Consider the following 26,951-nt stretch of genomic DNA (forward strand, 5'->3'; position numbering starts at 1 on the left):
TCTTGCTCCCCTCCAGGGGAACACGACAGACCAGGCCGAAGCCCGATCGCGGGTGCGCAAAATCCCAGCGGTTCGCCCGAGAGCGATCCGTCGAGAAGCGGCGTCCATACCGACAGCGGCCGGCGATGTCAATGAAGCGGCAGCGGATCGACGCGGGTTTCGGCGAGACCGAAGCCGGAAAAGACCGGCGCGAGCGCCGCGCGCGCGGCGCCATCGGTCAGCAAGGCGATGCCGGGCAGCCGGTGGGCCGCATGGCGGGCCGGCCCGAGCAATTGCACGACCCGGCGCGCGATGGCCGGCGCCGGATCGATCCAGGCGACGGGGAAAGGCGCGACGCGCCGGAAGGTCTCGACCAGCAGCGGATAGTGGGTGCAGGCGAGCACGACCGAATCGGTGCGCCGCTTGTCCTCGACGACGAAGCAGGGTGCGATCTCGGCCGCGATCGCGGCTTCGTCGGCAGGCTCGCCGCGCATAACCGCCTCGGCGAGGCTCGCCAGCCGGGGCGAGCCGACCAGCGTCACGGCGCAGCCGAGGCCGAATTCGGCGATCAGCGCCTTGGTATAGTCGCGGGCGACCGTGCCGGGGGTCGCCAGAACGCTGACGAGGCGTGATGCCGATTGCTCACAGGCGGGCTTGATCGCGGGCACCGTGCCGACAAAGGGCAGGGCGAAGCGCTGGCGCAGATGCGGCATGACCAGGGTCGAGGCGGTGTTGCAGGCGATGACGACGCAATCCGGCCGATGGGCGGCGATCAGCCGCTCCATGACGGCCAGGACCCTGGATATCAGATGGTCCTCGTCGAGCCGGCCATAGGGGAAGGCGGCATCATCGGCGCAATAGACGAAGCGGGCATCGGGCCGCGCCCTGGCGATCTCGCGATGGACGGTGAGTCCGCCGAGGCCGGAATCGAAAACAAGGATGGTGGGGGCGCGCGAGGCGATGTCGGCGCTCGGCTTGATGGTCTGGTGCATGCCGGCAAAGGGGTCGAAGGCTGTCGGGCCGAACGGCCCGAGGTCCCGGGACTTTGGATCGAAGGTGATACGCATCACGAACCTTCACGCGACAATTGGCCGGATTTTGGTTGAAAAGCGTTAAGTTTTTGCCAGCGCGGACGCCGCCGCGCCGGTGCGCCGGGGTGTACGCGCCGGGCCGGCCCAAGACATCGCAGATGCGCACCATCTTGGCGTTGACGGATCGATCCAATCCCGGCCACTTAATCGTCGAAAACCCCGGGAGGACTTGATGCACCAGACGCCGAAACCCTACACGCTGGCCCAGCGGCTCCGCGCCGGCGAGAGCCTGTTCACCGCCTGGCTGAGCATGCCCGAGCCGCTGATCGCCGATGCGATCGCGCGCGAGGGCTTCGACGCCGTCACTTTCGACATGCAGCATTCCTCGATCGACCTGATGGGCGCGATGCGCGGCATCTCGGCGGTCAACCATGCCGGCAAGCCGGCCGGCGTCCGCGTCGCGCTCGAGGATTTCGGTGGCGCGGCCCGGCTGCTCGACGTCGGCGCCGAGATCATCATCGCGCCGATGATCAATTCGGTTGCCGACGCCAAGCGCTTCGCCTCCGCGACCAAATACCCGCCGCTCGGCGACCGCTCCTGGGGCGGCAACCGGTTCCAGCAGCTCACCGGCCTCGGCCCGCAGGAATACCTGCAGCAGGCCAATACGATGACGGTGACGCTCGCCATGATCGAAACCACGGCGGCGCTCGCCGCGGTCGACGACATCCTGGCCGTGCCGGGCATCGACGGCGTCTTCGCCGGCCCCTCGGATCTCTCGATCACCTTGCTCAAGGGCGCCAAGCTCGACCCGAACAACGCGGTGGTGGTCGATGCCTTCGACACGATCATGAAAGCGGCGAAGAAGGCCGGCAAGCTGACCGGCTGTTATGCGCCGAGCTTCGAGAAGGCCAAGGAATTGGCGGGCCAGGGCTGGGGCTTCATTACGCTGGTCAATGACGCCATCATCATCCGTGGCGGCGCGCAGGCAGCCCTCAAGGTCGTCCGCGGCTGAGCCGCGGACCGGCGCCTCCGGTCAGCCGAGCGTCTTCATGAAGCCAGCGAACCGCATCAATCCTTCCGGCCATGGTCCATGGCCGGAAGCCGAGTTGATATGGCCGGCTTCGCCGGCGTCCGACAAAGCCGAGCCCCAGGCATAGCCGAAATCCTCGGCGCGCTCGTAGCTGCAATGGCGGTCGTTGCGGCTGGCGACCAGCACCGAGGGGAAGGGCAGCGGCTCACGCGGGATCGGCGCGAAGGCCCGCTCGACCTCAGGAATGTCCAGGCCCTGCTCGATATCGGGCATCGAGACCAGGAAGGCGCCGTGGACGACGCCGGCCGGAAATAGCGGGGCGGCGTGGGCGACGGCGATGACGCCGAGCGAATGGGCGACCAGCACGACAGGACGGCTGCAGGAAGCGACCGCGGTCGCCAGGCTGTCGACCCAGCGCGCCTTGTCCGGCTTGTGCCAGTCACCGAGATTGACCCGATGGGCGGTCGGCAGCTTGGCTTCCCAGCGCGACTGCCAATGGTCGTTGCCGGAATTGGTGTAGCCGGGAACGATCAGGATATCGGTGTCGGCAGTGCGCATCGGATCAGCTCGCTCCAAACACCCGGCTGAAGATCGTATCGACATGTTTCAGGTGATAACCGAGGTCGAATTTTTCCTCGATCTCGGCCTCGCTCAGCGCCTTGCGCACGTCGGCATCGGCCTTCAACAGCGTCAGGAAGTCGCCTTCGCCGCGCCAGACCGGCATGGCGTTGCGCTGGACCAGCCGGTAGGCGTCCTCGCGCGACACGCCCTTCTGGGTCAGGGCCAGCAGCACGCGCTGGGAATGGACCAGGCCGCCGAGACGGTCGAGGTTCTTCTGCATGGTCTGAGGATAGACCAGGAGCTTGTCGATGACGCCGGTGAGGCGGACGAGGGCGAAGTCGAGCGTCACGGTGGCGTCCGGGCCGATCATCCGCTCGACCGAGGAATGCGAGATGTCGCGCTCGTGCCAGAGCGCGACGTTCTCCATGGCCGGCATGGCCATGCCGCGCACCAGGCGGGCGAGGCCGGTGAGGTTTTCGGTGAGCACCGGGTTGCGCTTGTGCGGCATGGCGGAAGAGCCCTTCTGGCCTTCCGAGAAATATTCCTCCGCTTCCAGGACTTCCGAGCGCTGCAGGTGGCGGATCTCGGTGGCCAGGCGCTCGACCGAGGAGGCGACCACGCCGAGAGTGGCGAAGAACATGGCGTGGCGGTCGCGCGGGATGACCTGGGTGGAGACCGGCTCGACCTTCAGCCCCATGGCCTTGGCGACATGCTCTTCGACCCGCGGATCGATCTGCGCGAAGGTGCCGACCGCGCCCGAGATGGCGCAGGTGCGGACCTCCTCGCGCGCGGCCTCGAGGCGGCCGAGCGAACGGTCGAACTCGGCATAGGCCTGGGCGAGCTTCAGGCCGAAGGTGGTCGGTTCGGCATGGATGCCGTGCGAGCGGCCGATGGTGGGGGTCAGCTTGTGCTCGAAGGCGCGGCGCTTGAGCGCGGCGAGCAGGGCCTTGGTGTCGGCGATCAGGAGGTCGGCGGCGCGCACCAGCTGGACGTTCAGGCAGGTGTCGAGCACATCCGAGGAGGTCATGCCCTGGTGGACGAAGCGCGAGTCGGGGCCGATGAATTCACCGAGATGGGTCAGGAAGGCGATGACGTCGTGCTTGACCTCGCGCTCGATGGCATCGATCCGCTCGACGTCGAAGGTGACGTCCTTGGCGCGCGCCCAGATATTGGCGGCGGCCTCCTTGGGAATGACGCCGAGCTCGGCCAGCGCGTCGCAGGCATGCGCCTCGATCTCGAACCAGATGCGGAACTTGGTCTGCGGATCCCAGATGGCGGTCATCTCGGAACGGGAATAGCGCGGGATCATCGCGGGGCCTCGGCGGACAAAGGGGATAGCGCGCGGTCTAGCAGGCGCGCGCCATCGCGGCAAATCGGCAAGGCGGCCACGTCACGGTGCAAGCGTCGCCGCCACCGCGAGATGGCGGCCGTCGGGGGTCTCGAAGCCCTTGGCCAGGACCAGGATCAGCACGACCAGGACCGGCGCCGCATTGCTGCCGACAGGGGGATGGTAGGTGATCACGTCGGCGATGCGGTAGTTGAACGGAATGCCCCGGCTCGGCGGGATCGCCTTGTCCTCGTGCAGGGTGCGCGTGGTCTCCGCCGTCCGCAGCACCAGTCGAAAGCCATTGGTTTCGTCATAAGGCGATGGCGAAGGCAGGCCATATTCGGTCAGTTCGAGCGTCAGCGGCGGATCGACGGGCGGATGCACGATCCGCGGCACGAAGCGGACGCGGTGCGGATCGGCGGAAAGCTCGGAGATCGGATTGCTGGCAACCAGCTCTCCCGGGGCGGCGATGCCCGACAGCAGAGGCCGGGCGCGGGCGGCCGCCGCGGCGCGCGCTTCGGCGACAGTTTTCGTCTCGTCCTCGAGGCGGACGCGCACCGGCGTGCCTGCGACCCAGGCGTCGCGCGCGGTATCGACGACATAGATATTGGCATAGGGGAAACCGCTTCCGTCGGCGGTGCCATATTCCTCGAAGGCGAAGCGGCTGCCGTCGGCATTGAAGCCGAGAATGGAGCGGGTCGCGATATCGCCCGCCGCCGCCGGGACAGAGGCCAGCACGGCCCAGAGCAGCATCAACCTGCGGATCATCCACGTCTCCCGGTCAGGTCACAGCCTGACAGGAGTGGCGCGGCCGGGCAATCAGCGCCGGTGGGCGCGCCAGAACAGCCCCGCCACCATGACCGGCAGCAGGGCGCCCCACGGCCACCAGAGCCGGAACGCCGTTGCGACGTAAAGCGAGAAGGCGTAGCCGAGGCCGAAGAGGTGGTGCCAGACGGTCATCTCGCCGTCGAGGTCCTCGGCGATCGCCAGCGACCGGGAATGGATGGCGAAGACGATGCCGGGCGCGATCAGCATGGTGGCTGCCGCGCCGATCAGCGCGAGACCAAGCCAGAGCGCCAGGGGCGCGCCGGCAAACCGGCTGCGCAGGGCCTCCAGCGCGCGCCAGAACAGCGCCATGCCGGGCAAGAGCGGCACGGCCTGCAGGCAGACGACCGAAAGGCTGCGCCAGGACGGCGCATGGCCGGCGCGGATCGACAAGGTCGCGGCGGCGGCGATCGCCACCAGCATGACCCAGAAGCCGACTTTCAGCGCGCGCCGCCAGGGGCCGTCGTCCTGCTGCATGGGCGCCGGCTTCGCGGCAGCCGCTTTCGCAGGCGCGGGCTTGGCCGTGCGCCGGGGCGCCGCCGCGGGATTGGCGGCCGAGCGCGGTCGCCGGGGCCGGCGAACCGGCGCCTCGCCGGCCTCGTCCGCACCGTTCTCCTGAACATTCGCTGCCTGAGTCGTCGCCATGACCGGAAGCTTACCGGCCAGCCGTTGACGGGGTCTGAATCACCTTGGGGCAGGGGAGGGAGATGGTCGGCGATTGGCGATCGAGCAGATATGCCCGCATTGCCGAAAAGGCGGAGCGGTTCTCGCATCGTCTTGCCCGGGCTTGTCCCGGGCATCCACGACTTTTGTTCCGAAAGGCTCTCGTCGACAATTCAACGAAGCTCGGCGCGGGTCGCCCGCGTTGAATTCGTGGATGGCCGGGACAAGCCCAGCCAAGACGAGAATGGCCTTTGACGGCTGTGTACTGGACCGGCCGGCGACATTGCGCGTCGCGGCCCGTCTCACGCGGCCGCTCCTCACACCATCGTGCCGCGGGCGCTGTCGGCGGCGACCCGGATCGCCTCGATATGGGCGGCGTAATGTGCCGGGCCGCCCTTGAACACGGCGGAGCCGGCAACCAGCACGTCGGCGCCGGCGGCGGCCACCAGGGGGGCGGTCTGCGGCGTGACGCCGCCGTCGATCTCGATGACGATGTCGCGGCCGGCGATCATCTGCCTGATGCGCGCCACCTTGTCGACCTGCGAGGCGATGAAGGCCTGGCCGCCGAAACCCGGATTGACCGTCATGACCAGGATCAGGTCGGTGATGTCGAGCACATAGTCGAGCACGCTCTCAGGCGTCGAAGGATTGAGCGAGACGCCGGCCTTCTTGCCGAGCTGGCGGATCGCCTGCAGCGAACGGTGCAAATGCGGGCCGGCCTCGGCATGGACGGTGATGATGTCCGCGCCGGCCTTGGCGAAGGCTTCCAGATAGGGATCGGCCGGCTGGATCATCAGGTGCACGTCAAAGACCTTCTGCGTGTGCGGCCGCATGGCCTTGATCACGTCCGGCCCGAAGGAAATGTTCGGCACGAAATGGCCGTCCATCACGTCGAGATGGATCCAGTCGGCGCCGGCGGCGTCGACGGCGCGCACCTCCTCGCCGAGTTTCGAGAAATCGGCGGCCAGGATCGAGGGGGCGATCAGGATGGGCTTGGTCATCGCAGTCTCCGTGTCGCGCAGCCGGTACCATGCGGCAAGGTGCGCGGGCAATGAGGAGCTGATCCGCGCTTGTCTGCCGCAGTGCGAGACGGCACTGTGGCGGCCGCATGACAATGATGGTCCGGTGATGACTGAAATCCATGATGTTCTGGTTCTGGGCGCCGGCATGGTCGGCGTTTCCACGGCGCTCGAGGCGCGCCGGCGCGGCCTTTCGGTGGTGCTGGTCGACCGGCGCGGCCCGGGGGAAGAGACGAGCTACGGCAATTCCGGGGTCATCGACGGCGGCAATCTCTATCCGGTGGCCATGCCGCGCGACCTGCCGACGCTGTTCAAGCATGCGCTGAACGGCGAGACCGCCTCGCATTATCACGTCTCGGCGCTGCCCAAGGTGGCCGGCTGGATGTTCGACTACTGGCGCTGGTCGGCGCCCGACAAGCTGGAGGAGACCGCGCGTGTCATGCGGCCGTTCTTCGCGGAAGCCGTCGGCAGCCATCGCGAATTCGCCCGGATCGCCGGCGCCGAGCGGTTCTTCCGCCAGGACGGCTGGCTGGAGTTCTATCGCCATCGCGCCAGCCTCGACGCCCAGGACCGCCGGCTGCAGCTCGCCAAGGAGTTCGGCATCCGCAGCACCAAGCTCAGCAAGGGCGAGACGCTGGAGCTGGAGCCGCATCTGAAGGGCGACTTCGCCGGCGCGATCTGGCAGCAGGATGCCGATACGGTGTCGAGCCCCGGCGGCGTCACCAAGGCCTATGCCGAGGCTTTCGTGGCGGCCGGCGGCAGGCTCGCCAAGGGCGATGCCATGACGCTCGCCAAGGTGCCGGAGGGGTTCGCGGTGGACACCGCCGAGGGCCGTGTCGTGGCGCGCCAGGCGGTGGTGGCGCTCGGCATCTGGTCCGGCGACCTCGTCGGCAAATTCGGCTATTCGGTGCCGCTGGCCGCCAAGCGCGGCTATCACCGGCACTATCAGCCGAAGGGCAACGCCTTCCTGACCCGCCAGGTCTGCGACGAGGATGTCGGTTATGTGCTCTGTCCGATGGAGCAGGGCATCCGGCTGACCACCGGCGTCGAGATCGCGCTCGCCGACGCGCCGAAGACGCCGGTGCAGCTCGGACGGGCCTTCCGCGCGGCGAGCGCGCTGTTCGATCTCGGCGAGCCGGTGGAGCCCGAGCCCTGGATGGGCCGTCGCCCGGCAACGCCGGATTCGCGGCCGGTCATCGGTCCGGCCCCGGGCCATGAGGGCCTGTGGTTCGCCTTCGGTCACGGCCACTGGGGCTTCACGCTCGGGCCGGCGACCGCCAAGGCGCTGCTCTCGGCCATGTCGGGCGAGCCGCCGCATGTCGACCTGACGCCTTATCGGATGGGCCGCTGGAGCTGAGCCGGGATCCGGCACGAGCCAGGTTCGCGGCGTCGTGACCGAAAGCGATGTCCCGGCCGGCCAGCTCGATCGAGATGTGCCGAAAAGCGCCTTCGTCGCGGCCGGACGATGGACGGCTTTCGCGCCGCGCCGGTCGCTGGCAATCTTCCCGGCGTCGGGCAGCTTGCCCGACGCCCGATATCGCCGCCGACGGCCGCACCGGACCGTCGCCTGCCGGAGTGTCGTCCATGCATGTCGTGATGCTCGCCTTCCCGCGCATGACCCAGCTCGACCTGACCGGGCCGTTCGAGGTGTTCACCCGGTACAGGGAACTCGAGGTCGACCTGGTCTGGAAGACCGCGGAGCCGGTCGGCGATGCGTCGGGCCTGCGTCTCATGCCTTCGAAGACCTTTGCCGACTGCCCGCAGGCCGACATTCTGTTCGTGCCGGGCGGCCCGGGCCAGATGGGCCTGATGGAAGACCGGGAGACGCTGGATTTTCTGCGCGCCCAGGCGCAAGGCGCCACCTGGATCACCTCGGTCTGCACGGGATCGCTGGTGCTGGCGGCGGCCGGCTTGCTGACCGGCTATCGCGCCACCTGCCACTGGTCGTCGATCGACCAGCTCGCCTTGTTCGGCGTCACGCCGGTTCACGAGCGGGTGGTGGTGGACCGCAACCGCGTGACCGGCGCCGGCGTCACCTCCGGCATCGATTTCGGCCTGACGCTGACCGCCATGCTGTTCGGCGAGGAACGGGCGCGGCGCGCCCAGCTCGGCATGGAATACGACCCGGCGCCGCCTTTTGCCGGCGGCACGCCGTCATCGGCCCCGGCCGAGACCGTGAGGGCCGTGACGGAGGCGCTGAAGCCCTTCATCGCCGAGCGGATGGCGATCTCGAAGCGGGCGGCGGAGGCGCTGGCGCGGCGGACTGATTAGGGCGCCGCGGAATTGACCCTCTCCCGGAGCGAGAGGGTTGATTGTATTGAGCTTTTCCGCTGCTCAGGCCTTGAAGTCGAAGATCCGGCCCGGGCCCGAGCGTGGCGGGCTGATCGCCGCGTGGGCCTGTTCGGCGACGGCCTCGGGATGGGCGACCAGCGCGTCGAAGGTGTCCTCGGGCATGACGGCGCGGCCGACGCTTGCGGCGAGCTCGTCGGCAATCGCCGGGTCGTTGGTCGGGTTCTGCGGGTCGAGCCCGCGGCGGGCAAAGGCGGCGTCCTCGCTGGTGACGCAAGCATAGCCATTGATGACTGGGATCATGGCGACACGCTCCCTCGTTCAATCCGGTATCGTAAGCCATTCCACCGGCCGATTTCGTTAATCGGGACGCTCTGCCCCGGGGTTGTTCGGCGGATGGTTAGGAACACCTTTCGCGATCCGCGCGAACTCTCTCGACAGCCTGTCTCACCCGTGGCTTAGTCCCTCGCGACCTCTGGGAGAACCGTCATGACCATCGAAGCCTGGCTCGCCTTTACCGCGGCATCCACCATTCTGCTGCTCATTCCCGGACCGACGGTTCTGCTGGTCGTCTCCTATGCGCTGGGCCAGGGCTGGCGCACCGCGCTGCCGATGGCGGTCGGCGTGGCGCTTGGCGATTTCACCGCGATGACCCTGTCGATGCTCGGCGTCGGCGCGCTGCTGGCGACCTCGGCCACTGTTTTCACCGTGCTGAAATGGGTCGGTGCCGCTTATCTCATCTGGCTCGGCATCAAGCTCTGGCGCGCCGGCGGCGCCTTGCAGGCCGAACCGCGCCATGACGCGGTCTCGGCCGCCAAGATGCTCGGGCATGCCTGGCTGGTCACCGCGCTGAACCCGAAGAGCATCACCTTCTTCGTCGCCTTCCTGCCGCAGTTCCTCGATCCCAAGGTGGATTTCCTCACCCAGATGCTGGTGTTCGAGACGACCTTCCTGGTGCTCGCCTTCGCCAACGCCTTTGGTTATGCGCTGGTCGCGGCCAAGGCCCGCGGCCTGGTGGCGAATGCGCGGGCGATCGGCCTGTTCAACCGGGTCGGCGGCACGCTGCTGATCGGTGCGGGCATCGCCACCGTCGGCTTGCGCGCCGGGCAGAACTGAGCGCCGGCCGTCAGGCCGCGCCGATCGCTGCGCGCAGGTCGTCATAGCTGCCGAACAAGGCGTTGGAGCTCAGCATCCGTCGGCCGCGCTGGTCGGTAACGACGAGCGTCGGCACGCCCTGGGCACCGAAGGCGCTCATCATCTGGCGCGCCTTGCTGGTGCGCGCGCGGTTAGCGGCGATGAGGTCGTCGCCCGGCGCCGCGAGCAGGCCGGCGGCGGCATCGAGGCCGATCTCGCGCAGGATCTGGGCGAGGCCGGCGATCGAGACGATGTCGCGGCCGTCGACATAACGGGCCTCCTGGATCGCCTTCAGCGCGGCAAGCTCGGCATCCGGCCTGGTCAGGGCCACGGCGGTGAGCGCCAGGGTGGCCGGCCCGGAATCGAACATCTGGCCGGGAGCGTTGAGCACCTTCGATCGATAGGCCTCGGTGAAGCGCTGGCCGCTCAGCCGTTCGATGCGCTGGTCGTTCGACCAGGCATAGGCGGCAAAGCCCTGGTCCATCGGCCGCGCTCCGTCGCCGGAGAACAGCCCGGTCGGGGCCAGTTCGATCGTGATGCCAGGTGTTCCCGCGAGCTGCCGCACCATGGGCGAGGCGCCGTAGCACCAGCCGCAGAGCGGATCGAACAGATAGGTGACGCGCGTGGCGTCGGGGGCGGTCGGGGTGGTCACGGCCGTTCTCCGAATCGCGTGCGCCAGCTCGGCAGGGCACCGGGGACGTCGAGCGGGGTCGCCTCATAGATCGCGCGTGCCGCCGCGCGGGCGAGCACGCTCGCGGCGGTCGCGCCGATCAAGGCCATGTCGCGCGCCATGTCGGCGAGCGCCAGTCGGCCGGTGGCGGCGGCAAAGACCGTGTCGCCGTCGAGCGGGGTATGGATCGGCCGGATGGCGCGGCCGAGGCCGTCCTGCGCCATGACAGCGAGATGGCGGGCTTCCGCCTTGGTCAGGATGGCGTCGGTCGCGACCAGGGCAATGGTGGTGTTGGCGGCCGTGGTGCCCTTGAGTTTCACGCGGTTGGCGTCGGCCGGCCAGGGCGAGGGCAGGCCGAGGCCGCCGAATTCGCCGTCCTGCTCGTCGGTCGCCGCCCAGAAATGGCGGTCCGCGCCAATGGTGACGCTGCCGAGCGCGTTGACCGCGACCAGCGCGCCGACCCGGTGGCCGGAGGGCGAGAGGGCGGAGGCGGTGCCGAGCCCGCCCTTGAGATCGGCGGTGGTGGCGCCGGTGCCGGCCCCGACGGTACCCATGGCGACCGGGCCGGATCGGGCCGCCTCGGCGGCGGCGAAGCCGAGTTCGCGATAGGGCGCATAACGGCCCCATGACTTGTCGCCGCCGTTGATGAGGTCGAACAGGATGGCGCCGGGCACGATCGGCACGCGGGCGGGACCGATGACGAAGCCGCGCCCCTGGGCGGCGAGCCAGGCGCCGATGCCCGCGGCCGCCTCCAGCCCGAAGGCCGAACCACCCGAGAGCGCGATGGCATCGATGGCCTGGACGGTCTTGTCGGGTCCCAGGAGATCGGTGTCGCGCGTGCCGGGCGCGCCGCCGCGCACGTCGACGCTGGCGACGGCCGGCTGATCGAAGATGATCGCGGTGACGCCGGTGGCGCGGACGAGATCGGTGGCATGGCCGATGGTCAGGCCGGCAACGTCGGTAATGGCATTCAGCACGGTGATGTAAACCCGATGGTGGTTATCACGAACGATCACGCCTGTGCGATCAACCGAAGTCAACGCTTCCGATTGGCCGAAGAGGGCGATAGACGAGAAGGCTTCCGGCGAATGGCCAACCGGCCTTCGCCGCAGCATCATCCCGATGCGACGGAAGACTTCGGCGGCAACAGCGTGGCGGATCCTGAATGCCTGATGTGACCATTCCCGCGGCACTGATCGCGGGCCTCGTCAGTTTTCTGTCGCCTTGCGTGCTGCCGCTCGTGCCGCCTTACCTGGTCTATCTGACCGGAGCGACGCTCGACGATCTCTCCGAGGTCGATGCCGACCGCGCGCTGGTGAAGCGCGCCGTGTCGCTGGCGCTGGTCTTCGTTGCCGGGTTCACCACGGTCTTCGTGTTGCTCGGCGCCTCGGCCTCGATGATCGGCCAGGTGCTGCGGGTCCATTCGGCGACGCTCGCCAGCGTCGCCGGCGTCGCCATCATCATCATGGGACTGCATTTCCTCGGCCTGTTCCGCATTCCCTTGCTCTACCGGCAAGCCAAGGTCGATATCGTGCCGAAGGCCGGTCCGGCCGGCGCCTATGTCATGGGCCTTGCCTTCGCCTTCGGCTGGACGCCCTGCATCGGGCCGGTGCTGGCGGCGATCCTGGCGGTGGCCGCCTCCGAGATGACCGTCTATCGCGGCGCGCTGCTGTTGGCGACCTATTCGGTGGGCCTCGGCATCCCCTTCGTGCTCGCGGCTCTGGCGATCCGCCGTTTCATCCGGTTCGCGGCGGCGGTCAAGAAGCGGCTGCGGGTCATCGAAATGATGATGGGCGGTCTGCTGGTGGCGACCGGCATCGCCTTCCTGACCGGCGGTATGGCGACCGCCGCCTTCTGGCTGCTCGAGACCTTCCCGGGGCTCGCCGCGATCGGGTGAGGGCAGGGGTTTGCGCTATCGCTCGCGTCCCCCGCCGCCTCCTGCCCCTGACCGTCTCAGATTTGGCCATCTGGGCGCCGGAGCGGACATCGCCCGGCTCTTTGGCTCACACTGCGTTAATGGCCGTGCTTGTCACGGCCATCCACGCCTTCCGTGGTCAAGGCAATGCGTGGATGGTCGGCACAAGGCCGGCCAAGACGAAGGGGGCGGTGCGAACCGGGGCGAATTGCGGCTCTTGAGCCGCTTCCGGGTTTCCTGTGGTTCGGGATGACGTCCTGTGCCGTCAACGCAGGCTTGCCGAAGCTCCGCCACATCTCCGGCCCGCCCATCACCGCCCATGAAAAACCCCGCCCGGATCGCTCCGGGCGGGGCTTCGTCCCCTCTGGACGGGAGGCCTTGAGGCCTCGGATTGGATCTCAGTTCTCGAAATAGGTGATCTTGCCGTCGTTATCGCGGCGCCACGTATAGGTGACGTAGTCGGCGCGGGTGATGTCACCCTTCTTGTCGTAGGAGATGTCGCCGATCACGGTCTTGAACACCGCGCCGGAGCGCATGTATTCGGCGATCTTGCGCGGATCCAGCGAGTTGGTGGCGATCGCCGCCTGCTGGAAGATCTGCACGCCGGCGTAGCTGTAGAGCGTGTAGGCCTGCGGGTCGAATTTGCGGACGTCGCGGAAGCGGGCGACGATCGCGGCGGCCTCGGGGCGACGGCGCGGGTCCGGCGGGAAGGTCATCAGGGTGCCGACGGCGCCCGGACCGGCAATGGCGGCGAACTCGTTGTCGGCAATGCCGTCACCCGACATCAGCGGCGCCTGGACGCCCTGGTCGCGCATCTGGCGGACGATCAGGCCGCCCTCGGTATGCAGGCCGCCCCAATAGACGACGTCGACACCGGCCGCCTTCAGCTTGGAGATCAGCGCCGAGAAGTCCTTCTCGCCGGTATTGACACCCTCGTAGATGACTTCCTTGATGCCGGCGGCGTTGAGCGCCTTCTGGGTCTCGTCGGCGAGGCCTTTGCCATAGGTCGTCTTGTCGTGGACGATGGCGATCTTCTTGCCCTGGAAATTGCGGGCGAGATAGGCGGCGGCCACCGCGCCCTGCTGGTCGTCGCGGCCGCAGGTCCGGAAGGCGTTCCACTGGCCGCGCTCGGTGATGCGCGGATTGGTGGCGGCCGGCGTGATATAGACCATGCCGTTCTCGGCATAGACTTCGGAGGCCGGCATGGTGACGCCGGAATTGAAGTGGCCGATGACGAATTTCACGCCGTCGCCGGCGAATTTGTTGGCGACGTTGACGCCCTGGCGGGGATCGGAGACGTCGTCGCCGACCGACAGGACGATGCGCTGACCCAGGATGCCGCCGGCGGCATTGATGTCCTCGACCGCCTGCTCGACGCCATTGCGCAACTGCGCGCCGAAGGCGGCGTTAGGACCGGTTATGGGGCCCGCGACCCCGAGACGGATCTGCGCCTGGGCGGGGACCGCCAGGGCCAGACCCAGGCCGAGCGTCAGCCCGGCGAGGAACTTTTTGGTCATCTCTCATCCTTCCCTTAGAGAGTTGAAGCTTGGTACACGCCCAAGTCGAGGGTGGTCGATGCCGCCCTTGGCTGGATCGAACACCCTTTCATGCGCATTGTCAGCCGTTCGTTGGTGTTCCCGGCTGTCATCAGGAACCTTCCGGACGGGAAGACAGGGGAGCCGGCCGCTTCGCCCAGGAAAGCGGCCCGGAACGTTGATAGAGCCACCAATATTGCGTCGTCATCTGGCGGGCGCGGGTGGCGCGCCAGGCGAGGATGCCGATCGCGATGATGACCAGGGTGTCGACGATGTAATAGCGCACGGACAGGAGCGTGCCGTGGAACAGGGCGAAGTGGATGAAGCGGATGGCCAGGCCCAGGATCAGGAGATAGACCAGGGTCTGCGGAATGCCGCGCCAGGTTTCGGCGCAGGCCTTGCCGGTCATCCAGGCGCCCCAGCCGCCCATCACGATGGTGACCAGCAGGAACAGCCAGATCGAAGGTTCTTCGTAGAGAATGCCCTGCATCAGTGCCGCCCTCCCTCGAGATAGGCGGCGCGGACCTCCTCGCGGGCCAGCAGCTCGGCGCCGGTGCCCGACAGCGTCACCGCGCCGTTGACCATGACATAGCCGCGATGGGCGAGCTTGAGGGCATGATAGGCATTCTGCTCGACCAGGAAGACGGTCAGCCCCTCCAGGCGGTTCAGCTCGCGGATGGCGTTGAAGATGCCGGCGACGATCAGGGGCGCGAGCCCGAGCGAGGGTTCGTCGAGCAGCAGCAGTTTCGGCCGGCTCATCAGGGCACGCGCGATCGCCAGCATCTGCTGCTCGCCGCCCGACAAGGTGCCGCCGCGCTGGTCGCGGCGCTCCTTCAGGCGCGGAAACAGCGCGAAGACCTTGTCGAGATCCTCGGCGAAACCGGACGGATCCGACAGCGAGGCGCCCATCTGCAGGTTTTCGTAGACCGACATGCGCGCGAAGATGCGCCGGCCCTCGGGCGACTGGGCGATGCGCCGGCGCATGATCTGATGCGTCGGCATGCGCGTGATGTCGACGCCGTCATAGACGATCGAGCCGCGACGCGCCTGCGGGCTGCCGCAAATGGTCATCATCAGGGTCGACTTGCCGGCGCCGTTGGCACCGATCAGCGTGACGATCTCGCCCGGCTCGACATCGATGTCGACGCCTTTCAGGGCCTGGATCGAGCCGTAAAAGGTCTCGACGCCGCGAACCGACAGAAGCGCCGTCATAACCCGACCTCCGCTTCGACCTTCTCGACTTCGCTGTCGTCGACGCCGAGATAGGCGGCGATGACCTTCGGGTCTTCGCGGACCTCGCCGGGCGTGCCGTCGGAAATCTTGCGGCCATAGTCGAGCACGACGACGTGGTCGGAAATCTCCATCACGACGCTCATGTCGTGCTCGATCAGCAGGAGCGAGGTGCCGTGCTCTTTGCGGATGAAGCGCAGGAGCGTGTTGAGTTCGAGCGATTCGCGCGGATTGAGGCCGGCGGCCGGCTCGTCGAGGCAGAGCAGCACCGGCTCGGTGCACATGGCGCGGGCGATCTCCAGGCGGCGCTGGGCGCCGTAGGGCAGGTCGCCGGCGGGATCGTCGGCGCGATCGGTCAGCCCGGTATGATCGAGCCAGTAGGCCGCCTTGGCGATGGCCTCCTTCTCGGCGCGGCCATAGCCCGGCAGGCCCAGGATGCCGCCGATCGACCAGCGCGAGGCGTGCATCAAGGGGTTGTGCTGGGCGACCAGCAGGTTCTCCAGCACGGTCATGCCGGAGAACAGCCGGATGTTCTGGAAGGTGCGCGCCACCTTGGCGCGCCGGGTGATCATGAAGTCCGGCATCTGCTCGAGCAGGAAGTCGCCCGTATCCGGGTTCTTCAGCGTGATCCGGCCCTCGGTCGGCTTGTAGAAGCCGGTGATGCAGTTGAACACCGTGGTCTTGCCGGCGCCGTTCGGGCCGATCACCGCGGTGATCTCGCCGCGGCGCGCCTCGAAGGACAGGTCGCCGACGGCAACCAAGCCGCCGAAGCGCATGGTCAGGTGCTCGACGGTGAGGATCGGCGCGTTGGCCGCAGCACTCATGGCTCCGCTCATCGGATGGCTCATGGGATCACTCATCCATGGCCTTCCTTGACGAGATCGCTCGAGATCGAGCGGCGGGATTTCAGGAAGGCGGTCGGCATGCGGGTCGAAACGAAGCCGCGCGGCTTCCAGATCATGATGGCGACCATGGCGAGCCCGAAGATCAGCATGCGGTACTGCACGGGGTCGAAATCATTGCCGAAGATCAGCTTCATCCAGTCGAGCTCGCGCAGCAATTCGGTGCCGCCGATCATGGCGATGGCGGCGATCGCGGTTCCCATCAGGGAGCCCATGCCGCCGAGCACGACGATCGCCAGGATCGTCGCCGATTCCAGGAAGGTGAAGCTCTCCGGCGAGATGAAGCCCTGGCGGGCGGCGAAGAACGAGCCGGCGAAGCCGCCGAACATGGCGCCGATGGCAAAGGCGGTCAGCTTGGTGTTGACCGTGTTGATGCCGAGCGAGCGGCAGGCGATCTCGTCCTCGCGTAGCGCCTCCCAGGCGCGGCCGACCGGCAGGCGGCGCAGCCGGGTGGACACCCAGGCGGTCAGCAGCGCCAGGCAGAGGATGACGTAATAGAGAAAGATGGTCCGGTAGATCGGCGAGAATTCGAGCCCGAAGACGGCGGCGAAACCCGTGTCGGAGGCGTTGAAGGGAATGCCGAAGAAGGACGGCCGCGGGATGGTCGAAATGCCCTCGTAGCCGTTGGAAAAATCCTTCCAGTTGATCAGCACCATCCGGATGATCTCGCCGAAGGCGAGCGTCACGATGGCCAGATAGTCGCCGCGCAGCCTGAGCACGGGGAAACCGAGCAGCACGCCCCAGAAGGCGGCCAGCATGCCGGCAATGGGCAGGCAGATCCAGAAGGCCCAGACCCCGAGCTGGGGGAAGGTGGCGGGGATGACCTGGGTCGCCAGCAGCGCATAGGCATAGGCGCCGACCGCGTAGAAAGCGACATAGCCGAGATCGAGCAGGCCGGCGAGGCCGACGACGATGTTCAGGCCCCAGGCGAGCATGATGTAGATCAGGATCTGGACGCCGAAATTGTCGACCCATTTCAGCGCGCCCGTGCCGCCGGTCAGCGAATAGATCATCAAGGGATAGACGAAGCAGAGGACGAGGGCCGCCGGCGGCAGGCGGCTGGAGATCGCGGCCGGCAGGACGAAACCGGCTCTCGGTGGCGCATCCGCGGTGCGGCGCTGATAGACCGAGATCAGGAAACGGCCGGCCGCGACGATCAGCACGATGATCGCCAGCAGGCCCCAGCGGGTTTCCAGGACCAGCCGGTTCTGCATGTCGGCAACGGTCTTGAAGCCGATCAGCGGGCCGAACACGCCAAGTGCGATGAGGCCGGCGAACAGGCCGTCCTTGACCGCGCCGGCGACGTCGCGGGCGGGGGTGGCGACAGTGGCGGCGGGCGAGGTCGGCGAGGGGGCGATGGTCACGCGCTCACACCTTCTCGACGTCGGGGCGGCCGAGAATGCCCTGGGGCAGGAAGATCAGCACCACGGCAAGGATGGAAAAGGCGGCGACATCCTTGTATTCGACCGAAAAATAGGCCGACCAGAAGGTCTCGATCAGGCCGATCAGCAGGCCGCCCAGAACCGCGCCGGGCAGCGAGCCGATGCCGCCGAGCACGGCGGCGGTGAAGGCCTTGACCCCGGGCGTGAAGCCGTCGGCGAAGTTCACCACGCCGTAATAGACGAGGTAGAGGGTGCCGGCGACGGCGGCGAGCGCCGCGCCCATCACGAAGGTCACCGAAATGGTGCGGTCGACATCGACGCCGAGCAGGGCGGCCATCTTGCGGTCCTGCTCGCAGGCCCGCTGGGCCCGGCCGAGCGGCGTCTTGGCCACCACCCACCAGAACACGGTGAGCAGCACGGCCGTGGTGACCGCGATCATGATCTGCTTATAGGACAGGGTCACCGCGTAGGTGCCGTCGTCGAACAGGGTGATCACCGTGTTGAGAATGGGATCGACCGCCTTGTTGCGCGGGCCCTGGGCGACCTGGACGAAGTTCATCAGGACGATCGACATGCCGATCGCCGAGATCAGCGGGGCGAGCCGGAACGAACCGCGCAGCGGCCGGTAGGCGACCCGTTCGATGGTCCAGCTGATCAGCGAGGTGAAGACCATGGCGACGATCAGCACGATCAGCAAGGCGAGCAATATCGAGCCGACGCCGAGCCAGGTGGTGACCACCATCAGCGCGATCAGCGCGATGAAGGCGGACACCATGAACACGTCGCCATGGGCGAAATTGACCATGCCGATGATGCCGAAGACCATCGTGTAGCCGATGGCGATAAGGCCGTAGATTGATCCGAGCGTAAGCCCGTTGATCAGCTGCTGGAAGAAGACTTCCATGCCGACTCCGTCCCTTTTTTCCCCTCGGCGCAAACGGTACGCCGTGGCTCGACCTCCGGCCCCTCCGCGACTGCCGCGCGGTTCGGTTGGGAGACCAGCCTGATGAAATGGGTAGCAAGCGCTCTGCCGGGCGACAATGGCTGTTACGCGTTTTTCTCTGCGACCATGGGATAGTACCGGCCCGAAACCGGGGCGACCGCCTGCGGCTGCTGGATTCGATCGACGACGATGCATCCGAAGGATTAACCGCCGTCATGCCAGGATTGTCCCGCCCGCGATTGGCGAACGGCAGCCGAGCGCCTATATCCGGCCGGGATTTGAGGTGTCGACGATGGAAGGCGGAACGAACCGCAGCATGATCGTGCCGGGCGCGAGCATTACGCCGGAAGCCTATCGCGACGGCATGGCCTCGGTCGCGGGCCATGTCCATCTGGTGACGACCGCGGGTCCCGCGGGCACCAGCGGCTTCACGGCGATCGCGGTCGCCTCGGTGTCGGACGACCCGCCGACTTTGCTCGTCTGCCTCAACCGGAAGTCCGCCAATGGCGGATTGATCGAGGCCAATGGCGTGTTTGCGATCAATGCGCTGGCCGGCGGGGCCGAGGTGCTGGCCGAGACCTTCGCGGGCCGGCGCGGCCTGGCGGGCGCTGCCCGTTTCAAGGAAGGCCAATGGTCGCCGCTGGCCACGGGCTCGCCGACGCTCGAGACCGCGCTGGTGGCCTTCGACTGCCGGGTGATCGAGATCAAGCCGGTCGCCACCCACACCATCATCATCGGCCAGGTCGAGGCGCTGCGCGTCGGTCCCGGCGGTCCGGCTCTGGCCTATTTCGGCCGCGGCTACCGGTCGATCGAGCGCTGAACCGGGCGCTGCCGGCCGCCGGCGGCCCCCACGCGCGGCCGCCGAAACACAAAAAGTCCCAGACCTGATCGATCCTTCGCCGCTTTCGGGCGTTAGCCGGATATTGCCCGAAACCCAAGGAGACGATCATGCCGCTGAACAAGCTGCACCTCGCCCTCGTGGTGGCCATGCTTGCTGCCCCGCCGCTTGCCGCGTCGGCCGCCCATGCCGGCGACCGGCTGCCCACGCCCGAGGAGCGCAGGCAAATCGAGCAGATCCTGCACAGCGAGGGGTTCACCCGCTGGGGCCAGATCGAATACGGGAATGGCAGGTTCGAGGTGGCCGAGGCGGTCACGCGTGACGGCCAACGTTATGACCTGAAGCTCAGCCAGGTCGACTTTTCGATCGTCTCGCGCGACCGCGGCGATTGAAAGGCCTTGCCCTTACCGCAGGACCACCTGGTGTCGCGGCGAAGCGGCGATCAGTCCGGCCAATGTTGCGCGGGCCAGTCGCGTGCCGTGGGGATCACCCGCAGGATGGTGATTGTCTCGCCTTCGGAATCGGGCGTCATGGCATAGGCTATGATGGAGGGTAGCCCACCGATTGAACGTTCATAGGTGCCCGACACACGTCCAGGCCGGCCGGTTGCCAATTCGCCGAGCTTCGCGCCGGCCGAACGGATCTGAGCGGCAACGCGTCTGGCCGCTGCGGGGTCTTCCGCTGCGATATAGGCGATCTGGTTCTTCAGGCATGCAGCCGCCGGCCATCGGCCGGTCCGCGCCGGTTCTTAAGGTAAATAAAAAGTTCAGGTTGTGTGCCGAAGCTGACGGCGGCCATGGTCGCGCCATCCGACGAGCGGGGAGGGCTCGCCGCGGGAGGGCGCCATGGGTCGTTTCGCCGTGCATTCCAGGGACCGGTTGACCGGTGGCCTTGCCGCGTTCTGGGGCGCGCTTTTGCTGATCGACGGCGTCATGCGCATTTTGCCGCCGGCCATGGTCGGGGCCCTGCACGGGCTCGGCGGGGATATCCTGCCCCATGCCGTGCAGATTTTTCACGGGCTGAACTGGCCGCTCGCCAGGATCGGCATGATGGAGCCGTTCATCGGCGCCTGGGAGGTCGCCATCGCCATGTTTCTCCTGGTCGCGCTCTACGAAATGGCAACCGGCGACAGCGACGATCTCCTGCCGGGCTCCGCCATGCTGATCCTCGGGCTGGCCATGGCGCTGACCACGCTTGCCGTCATCTTCGCGGCGGCCGGGCTGGCGCGCCATGGAATGGCGGTCTTTGCCGCACTCTGGCCGGAAGCGCTGCTGCTGGCGCTCAGCCTGTTTGCGGCGGTCGCCGAGCGCCTGGAGGCCGAGAAGACGCTCGACTGGGATCCGCGTCTGGGCGAGAGCGTGCCGATCCATCCTTTCGCCCGCCGCTGACGCGGAGACGCCGGTCTCTCAACCGGCAAAGGCCGCCAGGGTCATCACCACCAGGATCACCGCCAGCGCGACATTGATCAGGCGTGAACTCAAGGGATCGTGCAGCAGACGCGACAGCGCGGCTCCGGCGGTGAGCCAGAACAGGTGAATGATGACGATCATGCCGCTCAGCAGCGCCACCTTGAGGCAGGCGTCCGCGCCGGGCGCCCCGACCAGCAGCGTGGTGCCGGCAAAGACCGCGGCAATGGCCAGATAGGCCTTGGGATTGGCGATGGCGAGCAGGAAGCCGCCGCCGAAGGCCGGGCCGGCGGCATTGCCGCCCTGGCTCGCAAGTGGCGGAGCGGTGGCGATCCTGAAGGCCAGGTAGAGAATATAGGCGGCCGAGACGATGGTGAGCGCCGACGCGGCGCGCGGCATCGACAGGATCAGCGCGACGACACCCATCGCGACCGCCAGCAGCACGGCGATCGTGCCGAGCACGAGGCCGCCGACATAGGAAAGCGAACGCCTGATGCCGAAGGCCGCGCCCATGGCGGTGGCACTGACCGTCGAGGGGCCGGGGCTGCCCATGATCACGATCGAGGCCAGGATCAGCGCCATGACGGGGCGCCACGGCACGGCCATGAAAGCGAACTCGCCGGTCATCGGGTGTCCTGTCGGTTGGCGCGACCGGCTAGAACCTATACCGGGACGGCCGTGGCCGGCTTGAACGATCGTGCGCGGCCGCCCGAAGCCATCACCGGGCCGGATCCATGCCCATCTTGCGGATCGCCGCCGCCGCCTCCGGAGCGGTCAGATGCCGGATCAATGCCGCGGCGGCGCCGGCCGAAGCCGTGGCGACATGCTGTCCGGCGGAATAGGTGGTGATGTTCTGGATGCTGGCCGGGAGCGGCCCCAGATCGACGAGGCCAGGGACGTCGAGGAATTCACTGACCTGCGCGAAAGCGATGTCGACCTCGCCGCGCGCCAGGATCTGCGCGACCTCGGCGCCCGACGACGGCTGCCGGACCTTCGATGCGACCCGCTCGGCAATACCCATGGTCCTGAACAGCTCCGCGATATAGGCGCCGCTCGGACCTGCGGAATAGGCGACCGAACCGGCGGCCAGGACGGCGGCCTTGACGGCTTCGCTGGTAGAAACATCCGGTCTCGGCAATCCGACCCGAACCGCGACGCCGACCCTGGATGTGGCGAAGTCGCTTCGGCTGCCCGGGGCCAGCTTGCCGGCCGCGATCAGTTGATCGATGCTGCGCGAACCGATGATGACGATGTCGTAAGCCTCTCCCGCCATCACCCGCCGCGTCGCGCTTTCGGTGCCGGCCCAGGTGGTCGCGACCTTGTGCCCGCTCGCCATTTCAAATGCGGCGACGAGTGTGACATAGGCGTCCTTGACGGCATTGGCCGCGATCACGCGGATCTCGGTCGATTGGGCCGCCGCGTGAGAGCCGGCCACGGTCGTGGCGGCTGCCGCGAGGGTTGCGATGAGTATCTGGCGCCGGGCAAGTTCGGTCATGCCAATCTCCTCGTTGGGGCGGTTCACAATGGGCCGGCAACCTCGGCGGTCATGACGCGAAAGGTCTTGGGATTGGCGATGGCCAACGGGAAGCAGCCGGCGAAGGCGCGACCGGCGACGTCCTTGCCCTGACTTTCGAGCAGTGGCGGGGGCGAATGGGGTATGCGCGGGTGGGGCGATACGACCCAGGCCAGTCCTCGCAAGGCGCGCACATCGTCCTGGCCGGGCTTGTCCCGGCCATCCACGAACTCGACCCGGTTGGTCATCGGGACACAAGTCATGGGTGCCCGGGACAAGCCCGGGCGTGACGGAGTGAAGGCTGCACGGGGGCGTGAGACTGCTCGCGGCGGCGGTGCCGCTGTCCGTACGCCGGGGCGAGGTGAGAGGGCCATTCCTCTCAGGTCTTGATGCCCATTTCGGCGAAGACCTCCTTGGCCTCCTTGACCGCTGTGTTGGCGGCCGGCACGCCGGCATAGATGGCGATCTGCAGGACCACTTCCTTGATCTCGTCGGTGGTGACGCCATTGGCGAAGGAAGCGCGGCAGTGCAGCCGGAACTCTTCCCAGCGGCCCATCGAGGCGGTGATGGCCAGCACCAGGTAGCTGCGGGTCTTGCGGTCGAGCCCGGGCCTCGTCCAGATCTCGCCCCAGGCATAGCGGGTGATCAGGTCCTGGAACTCGGTGGTGAAGCTGTCGCGGGCGGCGAGCGAGCGGTCGACATGGGCATCGCCCAGCACCGCGCGGCGCACCTTGAGGCCTGCCTCGAAGCGTTCTTTTTCATCCATGGCCTGGGCCCTCAGCTGTTCAGGAAATCGGTGACCGCGGTGGTGAACGGCTTTTCCTGCTCGATATTCGACAGATGCGCCGCGTCGAGCTCGACATATTGCGCGTTCGGGATGGCGGCGGCGATGGCGCGGCCGCGCTCGGGCGGCGTCGAGCCGTCATGGCTGCCCGAGATGACCAGCACGGGGCTGGCGATCGACCGGATCGCCTCGTGCTGGTCCATGTCGCGGATCGCCGCGGAACAGGCGGCGTAGCCCTCCGGCGGCGTCGTCTCGAGCATTCCGACGATGCGGGCGACGGCCGGCTTATCGGCCTCCTGGAAACGCTTGGTGAACCAGCGATCGACAATGGTCGGGATCAGCGGCCTGAGCCCCTGGCTCTTCACGATGGCGATGCGCTGGTTCCACATCTCGGCGGTCGGCATCGCGGCCGCCGTGTTGCACAGCACGATCCGGTCGAAGCGGGCGGCGTAATGGGTGCCGGCCCACATCCCGCTCATACCGCCCATCGACAGCCCGCACCAATGCGCCTTGGCGACGGCGAGGTGATCGAGCAGCTCGATGGCGTCCCTGGTCAGCCGGGCGAAACCGGTCGGGCCGACCTTCAGCTCGCTTTGGCCATGGCCGCGCTTGTCGTAGCGCACGACGCGGAAAAGGCTTGAAAAAGCGGGCATCTGGGCGTCCCACATCTCCAGGCTGGTGCCGAGCGAGTTGGACAGGAGCAAGACGGGCCTGGTGCCGCCGGTGTCCTCGTAACGCAGCGACAATCCGTCCGATGTGGTGAAGCGCGGCATGCGCATGTCTCCCTCGAGAAGCTTTGGCGCGACACTAGGCCGGCTGCCGCGCGCAGGGAAAGGGGGAGGCATGCATGTCTTGCAACCGGTCGTGGCCGGTGCGGCCTCCCGGACCGCTTGACGCGCCGTTAAGAACGGGTCCAAACTGCAAATCACGCTGAAAACAACGGGTTTTCGGCGGTGAAAGCTGACGGTCACAATAAAAATCGGCCGAAATCGCTTTTACCCGACCGTTTTGTGAGGAGGAACGCCTATGCCGACGGTGACCATGACGGTCAACGGACGCTCGGTCTCTGCCGACGTCGACGCGCGCACGCTGCTGGTCCAGTTCCTGCGCGAAAATCTCCACCTGACCGGGACCCATGTCGGTTGCGACACGTCGCAGTGCGGCGCCTGCGTCGTTCATGTCGACGGCAAGGCCGTGAAATCCTGCACGACCTTCGCGCTGCAATGCGAGGGCGCCACGGTCCTGACCATCGAGGGCCTGGCCAAGGACGGCAAGCTGCATCCGATGCAGGAGGCTTTCCGGGAGCACCACGGCCTGCAGTGCGGCTTCTGTACGCCCGGCATGATCATGTCGGCGATCGACATCGTGAACCGCAAGGGCGCGGTCGACGAGCACACGGTGCGCGAGGAGCTGGAGGGCAATATCTGCCGCTGTACCGGCTATCACAACATCGTCAAGGCGGTCCAAGCGGGCGCCCAGGCGATGACGGGCAAGACACCGGTCCGACAAGCCGCCGAATAACGGCGCGCGACCGTCTCTCGCATTCTCCGTCTGATAGTTCCGTCTCGAGCGATCCCCAGGGAGGGCGCCATGACTGTGACCGGTATCGGCGCGGCTGTACGCCGCAAGGAAGATTTCCGTTTCATCACCGGCAAGGGCCAATATACCGACGACATCAACCGTCCCAATCAGACGCAGGCCTATTTCCTGCGCTCGCCGCATGCCCACGCCACGCTGAACAAGATCGACACGGCCAAGGCCAGGGCCATGCCGGGCGTGGTGGCGATCTTTACCGGCGAGGACATCGCGGCCGACAAGATCGGCGGCCTGATCTGCGGTTGGATGATCCATTCCAAGGACGGCACGCCGATGCGGGCAGGGCCCCATCCGGTGCTCGCCCAGGGCAAGGTGCGTTACGTCGGCGACCACGTGGCGGTGGTCATCGCCGAGACGCTGGCCGAGGCCAAGGACGCAGCCGAGGCGATCGTCGTCGATTACGGCGTGCTGCCGGCCAATGCGGACACCGCGAGGGCCCAGGACAAGGGCACGGCCGAGGTCCATTCGGAAGCTCCGGCCAATACCGTCTATGACTGGCATATCGGCGACAAGGCGGCGACGGAGGCGGCCTTCAAGGCGGCCAAGCACGTCACCAGGCTCGACATCGTCAACAACCGCCTGGTGCCCAACGCGATGGAGCCGAGGGCGGCGATCGGCGAATATGATTCCGGCACCGATGGGCTGACGCTCCATACCACCAGCCAGAACCCGCACGTCGCGCGCCTCGTGCTCTCCGCCTTCATCGGCATCGCGCCGGAGCACAAGCTCAGGGTGATCGCGCCCGATGTCGGCGGCGGCTTCGGCTCGAAGATCTTCATCTATGCCGAGGAGACCGTCTGCGTCTGGGCCGCCCGCAAGGTCAATCGCCCGGTCAAATGGACGGCCGACCGGACCGAGGAGTTCCTGGCGATCGCCCATGGCCGCGACCACGTGACCCGGGCCGAACTGGCGACCGACGCCGAGGGCAGGATCACCGGCCTGCGCGTCAAGACCATCGCCAATATGGGCGCCTATCTCTCGACCTTCGCCTCCTCGGTGCCGACCTATCTCTACGCGACGCTGCTGTCGGGCCAGTATGCCATCCCGAACATCTATGCCGAGGTCGACGCGGTCTATACCAACACCGCGCCGGTCGATGCCTATCGCGGCGCCGGGCGGCCGGAAGCGACCTTCGTGGTCGAGCGCCTGGTCGAGGTCGCGGCCCGCGAGCTCGGCATGGACCCCGCGGCGTTCCGCAAGCGGAATTTCGTCTCGAAATTCCCGCATCAGACGCCGGTCATCATGATGTACGACACCGGCGACTACAAAGCCTCGCTGCTGAAGGCCATGGAGATGGCCGACGTGAAGGGCTTCGGCAAACGCCGGCGCGAGGCGGCCAAGCGCGGCAAGCTGCGGGGCCTGGGCTATTCCACCTATATCGAGGCCTGCGGCATCGCGCCGTCCCAGGCGGTCGGCTCGCTCGGCGCGGGCGTCGGCTTGTGGGAATCGGCCGAGGTCCGGGTCAATCCGGTCGGTACGGTGGAGGTGCTGACCGGCTCGCACAGCCATGGCCAGGGCCATGAGACGACCTTCGCCCAGCTCGTGTCGCACCGCCTGGGCATTCCGATCGACAATGTCTCGATCGTCCATGGCGACACCGACAAGGTGCAGTTCGGCATGGGCACCTATGGCTCGCGTTCCGGCGCGGTCGGCATGTCGGCGATATCCAAGGCTCTCGACAAGATCGAGGCCAAGGCCAAGAAGGTCGCCGCCCATGTGCTGGAGGCCGCCGAAGCCGATATCGACTTCAAGGACGGCCAGTTCACCGTCAAGGGCACCGACAAGTCGGTGGATTTCGGCACGGTGGCGCTCAATGCCTATATCGCCCACAAGTTCAATCCGCAGGAGCTGGAGCCGGGGCTGAAGGAGGGATCGTTCTACGACCCGACCAATTTCACCTTCCCCGCCGGCTGCCACATCTGCGAGATCGAGGTCGATACCGAGACCGGGGTGTCGACCATCATCAAGTGGACGGCGGTGGACGATTTCGGCAACGTCATCAATCCGATGATCGTCGAAGGCCAGGTCCATGGCGGCATCGCCCAGGGCGTCGGCCAGGCGCTGCTGGAAGGCACGGTCTACAACAAGGACGGCCAGCTCATCACCGCCTCGTTCATGGACTATGCCATGCCGCGCGCCCATGACCTGCCGTCCTTCGAGGTCGGCATGACGGTGACGCCATGCCCGTCCAATCCCCTGGGGATCAAGGGCTGCGGCGAGGCCGGCGCCATCGCCTCGCCGCCGGCGGTCATCAACGCACTCACCGACGCGCTCGGCACGGAAGAGATTCCGATGCCGGCGACACCGCAGGCGGTGTGGAACGTCATTCAGAAACTGGCGAAGACGGCCAAGGCGGCCGAGTAAGGTTCAGGGGGAGCA

Annotated in this window: 31 protein-coding genes; 10 read left to right on the forward strand and 21 right to left on the reverse strand. The window is 67.3% G+C overall.

Features of this window, described 5'->3' with window-relative positions; all coding sequences use genetic code 11:
* Positions 1 to 128: 128 nt before the first annotated feature.
* On the reverse strand, positions 129 to 971 hold the full coding sequence (gene murI, locus AC07WJ_RS33920) for a glutamate racemase (RefSeq protein WP_494939248.1): 843 nt from the start codon (positions 969 to 971) through the stop codon (positions 129 to 131).
* A gap of 271 nt (positions 972 to 1,242) precedes the next feature.
* On the opposite strand from murI, the gene AC07WJ_RS33925 reads away from it, so the two are divergent.
* A complete protein-coding gene (locus tag AC07WJ_RS33925) occupies positions 1,243 to 2,022 on the forward strand; it encodes an HpcH/HpaI aldolase family protein (protein WP_494939147.1) in 780 nt (259 codons plus the stop codon).
* Between the two features lie 21 nt (positions 2,023 to 2,043).
* Here AC07WJ_RS33925 and AC07WJ_RS33930 read toward each other — a convergent pair whose 3' ends face one another.
* The 5 genes from AC07WJ_RS33930 to rpe all read right to left on the reverse strand — a co-directional run bounded on the left by AC07WJ_RS33930 (position 2,044) and on the right by rpe (position 6,417).
* A complete protein-coding gene (locus AC07WJ_RS33930) occupies positions 2,044 to 2,598 on the reverse strand; it encodes an RBBP9/YdeN family alpha/beta hydrolase (protein ID WP_494939148.1) in 555 nt (184 codons plus the stop codon).
* Between the two features lie 4 nt (positions 2,599 to 2,602).
* On the reverse strand, positions 2,603 to 3,910 hold the full coding sequence (gene purB / locus AC07WJ_RS33935) for an adenylosuccinate lyase (RefSeq protein ID WP_494939149.1): 1,308 nt from the start codon (positions 3,908 to 3,910) through the stop codon (positions 2,603 to 2,605).
* An 81-nt stretch (positions 3,911 to 3,991) separates the two neighbouring features.
* Positions 3,992 to 4,696: a DUF2259 domain-containing protein gene (locus tag AC07WJ_RS33940; protein WP_494939150.1), complete on the reverse strand. Its 705-nt coding sequence runs from the start codon at positions 4,694 to 4,696 to the stop codon at positions 3,992 to 3,994.
* Between the two features lie 51 nt (positions 4,697 to 4,747).
* On the reverse strand, positions 4,748 to 5,230 hold the full coding sequence (locus tag AC07WJ_RS33945; protein WP_494939151.1) for a hypothetical protein: 483 nt from the start codon (positions 5,228 to 5,230) through the stop codon (positions 4,748 to 4,750).
* A gap of 503 nt (positions 5,231 to 5,733) precedes the next feature.
* The gene (gene rpe, locus AC07WJ_RS33950) at positions 5,734 to 6,417 is read right to left on the reverse strand and encodes a ribulose-phosphate 3-epimerase (RefSeq protein WP_494939152.1); all 684 of its coding nucleotides are present in this window, start codon (positions 6,415 to 6,417) and stop codon (positions 5,734 to 5,736) included.
* Positions 6,418 to 6,544: 127 nt separating this feature from the next.
* Between rpe and AC07WJ_RS33955 the strand changes: the two genes are divergently transcribed.
* Entirely contained in the window at positions 6,545 to 7,792 is a 1,248-nt protein-coding gene (locus AC07WJ_RS33955; RefSeq protein WP_494939153.1) for an NAD(P)/FAD-dependent oxidoreductase, read from the forward strand.
* A 227-nt stretch (positions 7,793 to 8,019) separates the two neighbouring features.
* Positions 8,020 to 8,706: a DJ-1/PfpI family protein gene (locus AC07WJ_RS33960; RefSeq protein ID WP_494939154.1), complete on the forward strand. Its 687-nt coding sequence runs from the start codon at positions 8,020 to 8,022 to the stop codon at positions 8,704 to 8,706.
* A gap of 63 nt (positions 8,707 to 8,769) precedes the next feature.
* Here the strand turns inward: AC07WJ_RS33960 and AC07WJ_RS33965 are convergent, their stop codons facing one another.
* The gene (locus tag AC07WJ_RS33965; protein WP_494939155.1) at positions 8,770 to 9,027 is read right to left on the reverse strand and encodes a hypothetical protein; all 258 of its coding nucleotides are present in this window, start codon (positions 9,025 to 9,027) and stop codon (positions 8,770 to 8,772) included.
* 186 nt (positions 9,028 to 9,213) lie between these two features.
* Here AC07WJ_RS33965 and AC07WJ_RS33970 point away from each other — a divergent pair, with 186 nt between their 5' ends.
* A complete protein-coding gene (locus tag AC07WJ_RS33970; RefSeq protein ID WP_494939156.1) occupies positions 9,214 to 9,840 on the forward strand; it encodes a LysE family translocator in 627 nt (208 codons plus the stop codon).
* Positions 9,841 to 9,850: 10 nt separating this feature from the next.
* On the opposite strand, the gene AC07WJ_RS33975 is transcribed toward AC07WJ_RS33970, so the two are convergent.
* Positions 9,851 to 10,510 (reverse strand): DsbA family protein, encoded by a 660-nt coding sequence (locus AC07WJ_RS33975; protein WP_494939157.1) that lies wholly within the window; start codon positions 10,508 to 10,510, stop codon positions 9,851 to 9,853.
* The gene (locus tag AC07WJ_RS33980; protein ID WP_494939249.1) at positions 10,507 to 11,505 is read right to left on the reverse strand and encodes a P1 family peptidase; all 999 of its coding nucleotides are present in this window, start codon (positions 11,503 to 11,505) and stop codon (positions 10,507 to 10,509) included. The genes AC07WJ_RS33975 and AC07WJ_RS33980 overlap by 4 nt, the downstream gene beginning before the upstream one ends.
* A 188-nt stretch (positions 11,506 to 11,693) precedes the next feature.
* Between AC07WJ_RS33980 and AC07WJ_RS33985 the strand changes: the two genes are divergently transcribed.
* On the forward strand, positions 11,694 to 12,425 hold the full coding sequence (locus AC07WJ_RS33985) for a cytochrome c biogenesis CcdA family protein (protein WP_494939158.1): 732 nt from the start codon (positions 11,694 to 11,696) through the stop codon (positions 12,423 to 12,425).
* A 416-nt stretch (positions 12,426 to 12,841) separates the two neighbouring features.
* On the opposite strand, the gene AC07WJ_RS33990 is transcribed toward AC07WJ_RS33985, so the two are convergent.
* From AC07WJ_RS33990 to AC07WJ_RS34015, 6 genes are all read right to left on the reverse strand, one after another.
* Positions 12,842 to 13,960: a branched-chain amino acid ABC transporter substrate-binding protein gene (locus AC07WJ_RS33990; protein WP_494939159.1), complete on the reverse strand. Its 1,119-nt coding sequence runs from the start codon at positions 13,958 to 13,960 to the stop codon at positions 12,842 to 12,844.
* 130 nt (positions 13,961 to 14,090) lie between these two features.
* A complete protein-coding gene (locus AC07WJ_RS33995; RefSeq protein ID WP_494939160.1) occupies positions 14,091 to 14,468 on the reverse strand; it encodes a DUF6867 family protein in 378 nt (125 codons plus the stop codon).
* Entirely contained in the window at positions 14,468 to 15,190 is a 723-nt protein-coding gene (locus AC07WJ_RS34000) for an ABC transporter ATP-binding protein (protein WP_494939161.1), read from the reverse strand. Before AC07WJ_RS34000 ends, AC07WJ_RS33995 begins: the two co-directional genes overlap by 1 nt.
* A complete protein-coding gene (locus tag AC07WJ_RS34005) occupies positions 15,187 to 16,032 on the reverse strand; it encodes an ABC transporter ATP-binding protein (RefSeq protein ID WP_494939162.1) in 846 nt (281 codons plus the stop codon). The genes AC07WJ_RS34000 and AC07WJ_RS34005 overlap by 4 nt, the downstream gene beginning before the upstream one ends.
* A 32-nt stretch (positions 16,033 to 16,064) precedes the next feature.
* Complete coding sequence (gene livM, locus AC07WJ_RS34010) at positions 16,065 to 17,474, reverse strand: high-affinity branched-chain amino acid ABC transporter permease LivM (protein WP_494939163.1); 1,410 nt, start codon at positions 17,472 to 17,474, stop codon at positions 16,065 to 16,067.
* A 4-nt stretch (positions 17,475 to 17,478) separates the two neighbouring features.
* Positions 17,479 to 18,396 carry a branched-chain amino acid ABC transporter permease gene (locus tag AC07WJ_RS34015; RefSeq protein ID WP_494939164.1) on the reverse strand — a complete coding sequence of 306 codons (918 nt, stop codon included), beginning with the start codon at positions 18,394 to 18,396 and terminating at the stop codon, positions 17,479 to 17,481.
* Positions 18,397 to 18,727: 331 nt separating this feature from the next.
* Between AC07WJ_RS34015 and AC07WJ_RS34020 the strand changes: the two genes are divergently transcribed.
* Together AC07WJ_RS34020 and AC07WJ_RS34025 are read left to right on the forward strand one after the other, a co-directional pair.
* Positions 18,728 to 19,255: a flavin reductase gene (locus AC07WJ_RS34020; protein ID WP_494939165.1), complete on the forward strand. Its 528-nt coding sequence runs from the start codon at positions 18,728 to 18,730 to the stop codon at positions 19,253 to 19,255.
* Between the two features lie 128 nt (positions 19,256 to 19,383).
* Positions 19,384 to 19,665: a PepSY domain-containing protein gene (locus AC07WJ_RS34025; RefSeq protein ID WP_494939166.1), complete on the forward strand. Its 282-nt coding sequence runs from the start codon at positions 19,384 to 19,386 to the stop codon at positions 19,663 to 19,665.
* Positions 19,666 to 19,715: 50 nt separating this feature from the next.
* Here AC07WJ_RS34025 and AC07WJ_RS34030 read toward each other — a convergent pair whose 3' ends face one another.
* Positions 19,716 to 19,982, reverse strand: coding sequence for a type II toxin-antitoxin system RelE/ParE family toxin (locus AC07WJ_RS34030; RefSeq protein WP_494939250.1), 267 nt, complete (start codon positions 19,980 to 19,982; stop codon positions 19,716 to 19,718).
* 136 nt (positions 19,983 to 20,118) lie between these two features.
* On the opposite strand from AC07WJ_RS34030, the gene AC07WJ_RS34035 reads away from it, so the two are divergent.
* Positions 20,119 to 20,661, forward strand: coding sequence for a hypothetical protein (locus AC07WJ_RS34035; RefSeq protein WP_494939167.1), 543 nt, complete (start codon positions 20,119 to 20,121; stop codon positions 20,659 to 20,661).
* Positions 20,662 to 20,679: 18 nt separating this feature from the next.
* On the opposite strand, the gene AC07WJ_RS34040 is transcribed toward AC07WJ_RS34035, so the two are convergent.
* The 5 genes from AC07WJ_RS34040 to pcaD all read right to left on the reverse strand — a co-directional run bounded on the left by AC07WJ_RS34040 (position 20,680) and on the right by pcaD (position 23,749).
* Positions 20,680 to 21,306 carry a LysE family translocator gene (locus AC07WJ_RS34040; protein WP_494939168.1) on the reverse strand — a complete coding sequence of 209 codons (627 nt, stop codon included), beginning with the start codon at positions 21,304 to 21,306 and terminating at the stop codon, positions 20,680 to 20,682.
* A gap of 91 nt (positions 21,307 to 21,397) precedes the next feature.
* A complete protein-coding gene (locus AC07WJ_RS34045; RefSeq protein WP_494939169.1) occupies positions 21,398 to 22,174 on the reverse strand; it encodes a molybdate ABC transporter substrate-binding protein in 777 nt (258 codons plus the stop codon).
* Positions 22,175 to 22,197: 23 nt separating this feature from the next.
* Positions 22,198 to 22,440: a hypothetical protein gene (locus AC07WJ_RS34050; RefSeq protein ID WP_494939170.1), complete on the reverse strand. Its 243-nt coding sequence runs from the start codon at positions 22,438 to 22,440 to the stop codon at positions 22,198 to 22,200.
* 131 nt (positions 22,441 to 22,571) lie between these two features.
* Positions 22,572 to 22,958 (reverse strand): 4-carboxymuconolactone decarboxylase, encoded by a 387-nt coding sequence (pcaC, locus tag AC07WJ_RS34055; RefSeq protein WP_494939171.1) that lies wholly within the window; start codon positions 22,956 to 22,958, stop codon positions 22,572 to 22,574.
* An 11-nt stretch (positions 22,959 to 22,969) separates the two neighbouring features.
* Entirely contained in the window at positions 22,970 to 23,749 is a 780-nt protein-coding gene (gene pcaD, locus AC07WJ_RS34060) for a 3-oxoadipate enol-lactonase (protein ID WP_494939172.1), read from the reverse strand.
* Between the two features lie 253 nt (positions 23,750 to 24,002).
* Here pcaD and AC07WJ_RS34065 point away from each other — a divergent pair, with 253 nt between their 5' ends.
* Together AC07WJ_RS34065 and AC07WJ_RS34070 are read left to right on the forward strand one after the other, a co-directional pair.
* On the forward strand, positions 24,003 to 24,497 hold the full coding sequence (locus AC07WJ_RS34065; RefSeq protein ID WP_494939173.1) for a (2Fe-2S)-binding protein: 495 nt from the start codon (positions 24,003 to 24,005) through the stop codon (positions 24,495 to 24,497).
* A gap of 69 nt (positions 24,498 to 24,566) precedes the next feature.
* Positions 24,567 to 26,936 (forward strand): xanthine dehydrogenase family protein molybdopterin-binding subunit, encoded by a 2,370-nt coding sequence (locus tag AC07WJ_RS34070; RefSeq protein ID WP_494939174.1) that lies wholly within the window; start codon positions 24,567 to 24,569, stop codon positions 26,934 to 26,936.
* Positions 26,937 to 26,951 lie beyond the last annotated feature (15 nt).

The organism is Phreatobacter sp. GW821-FHT04C01, assembly GCF_059420385.1.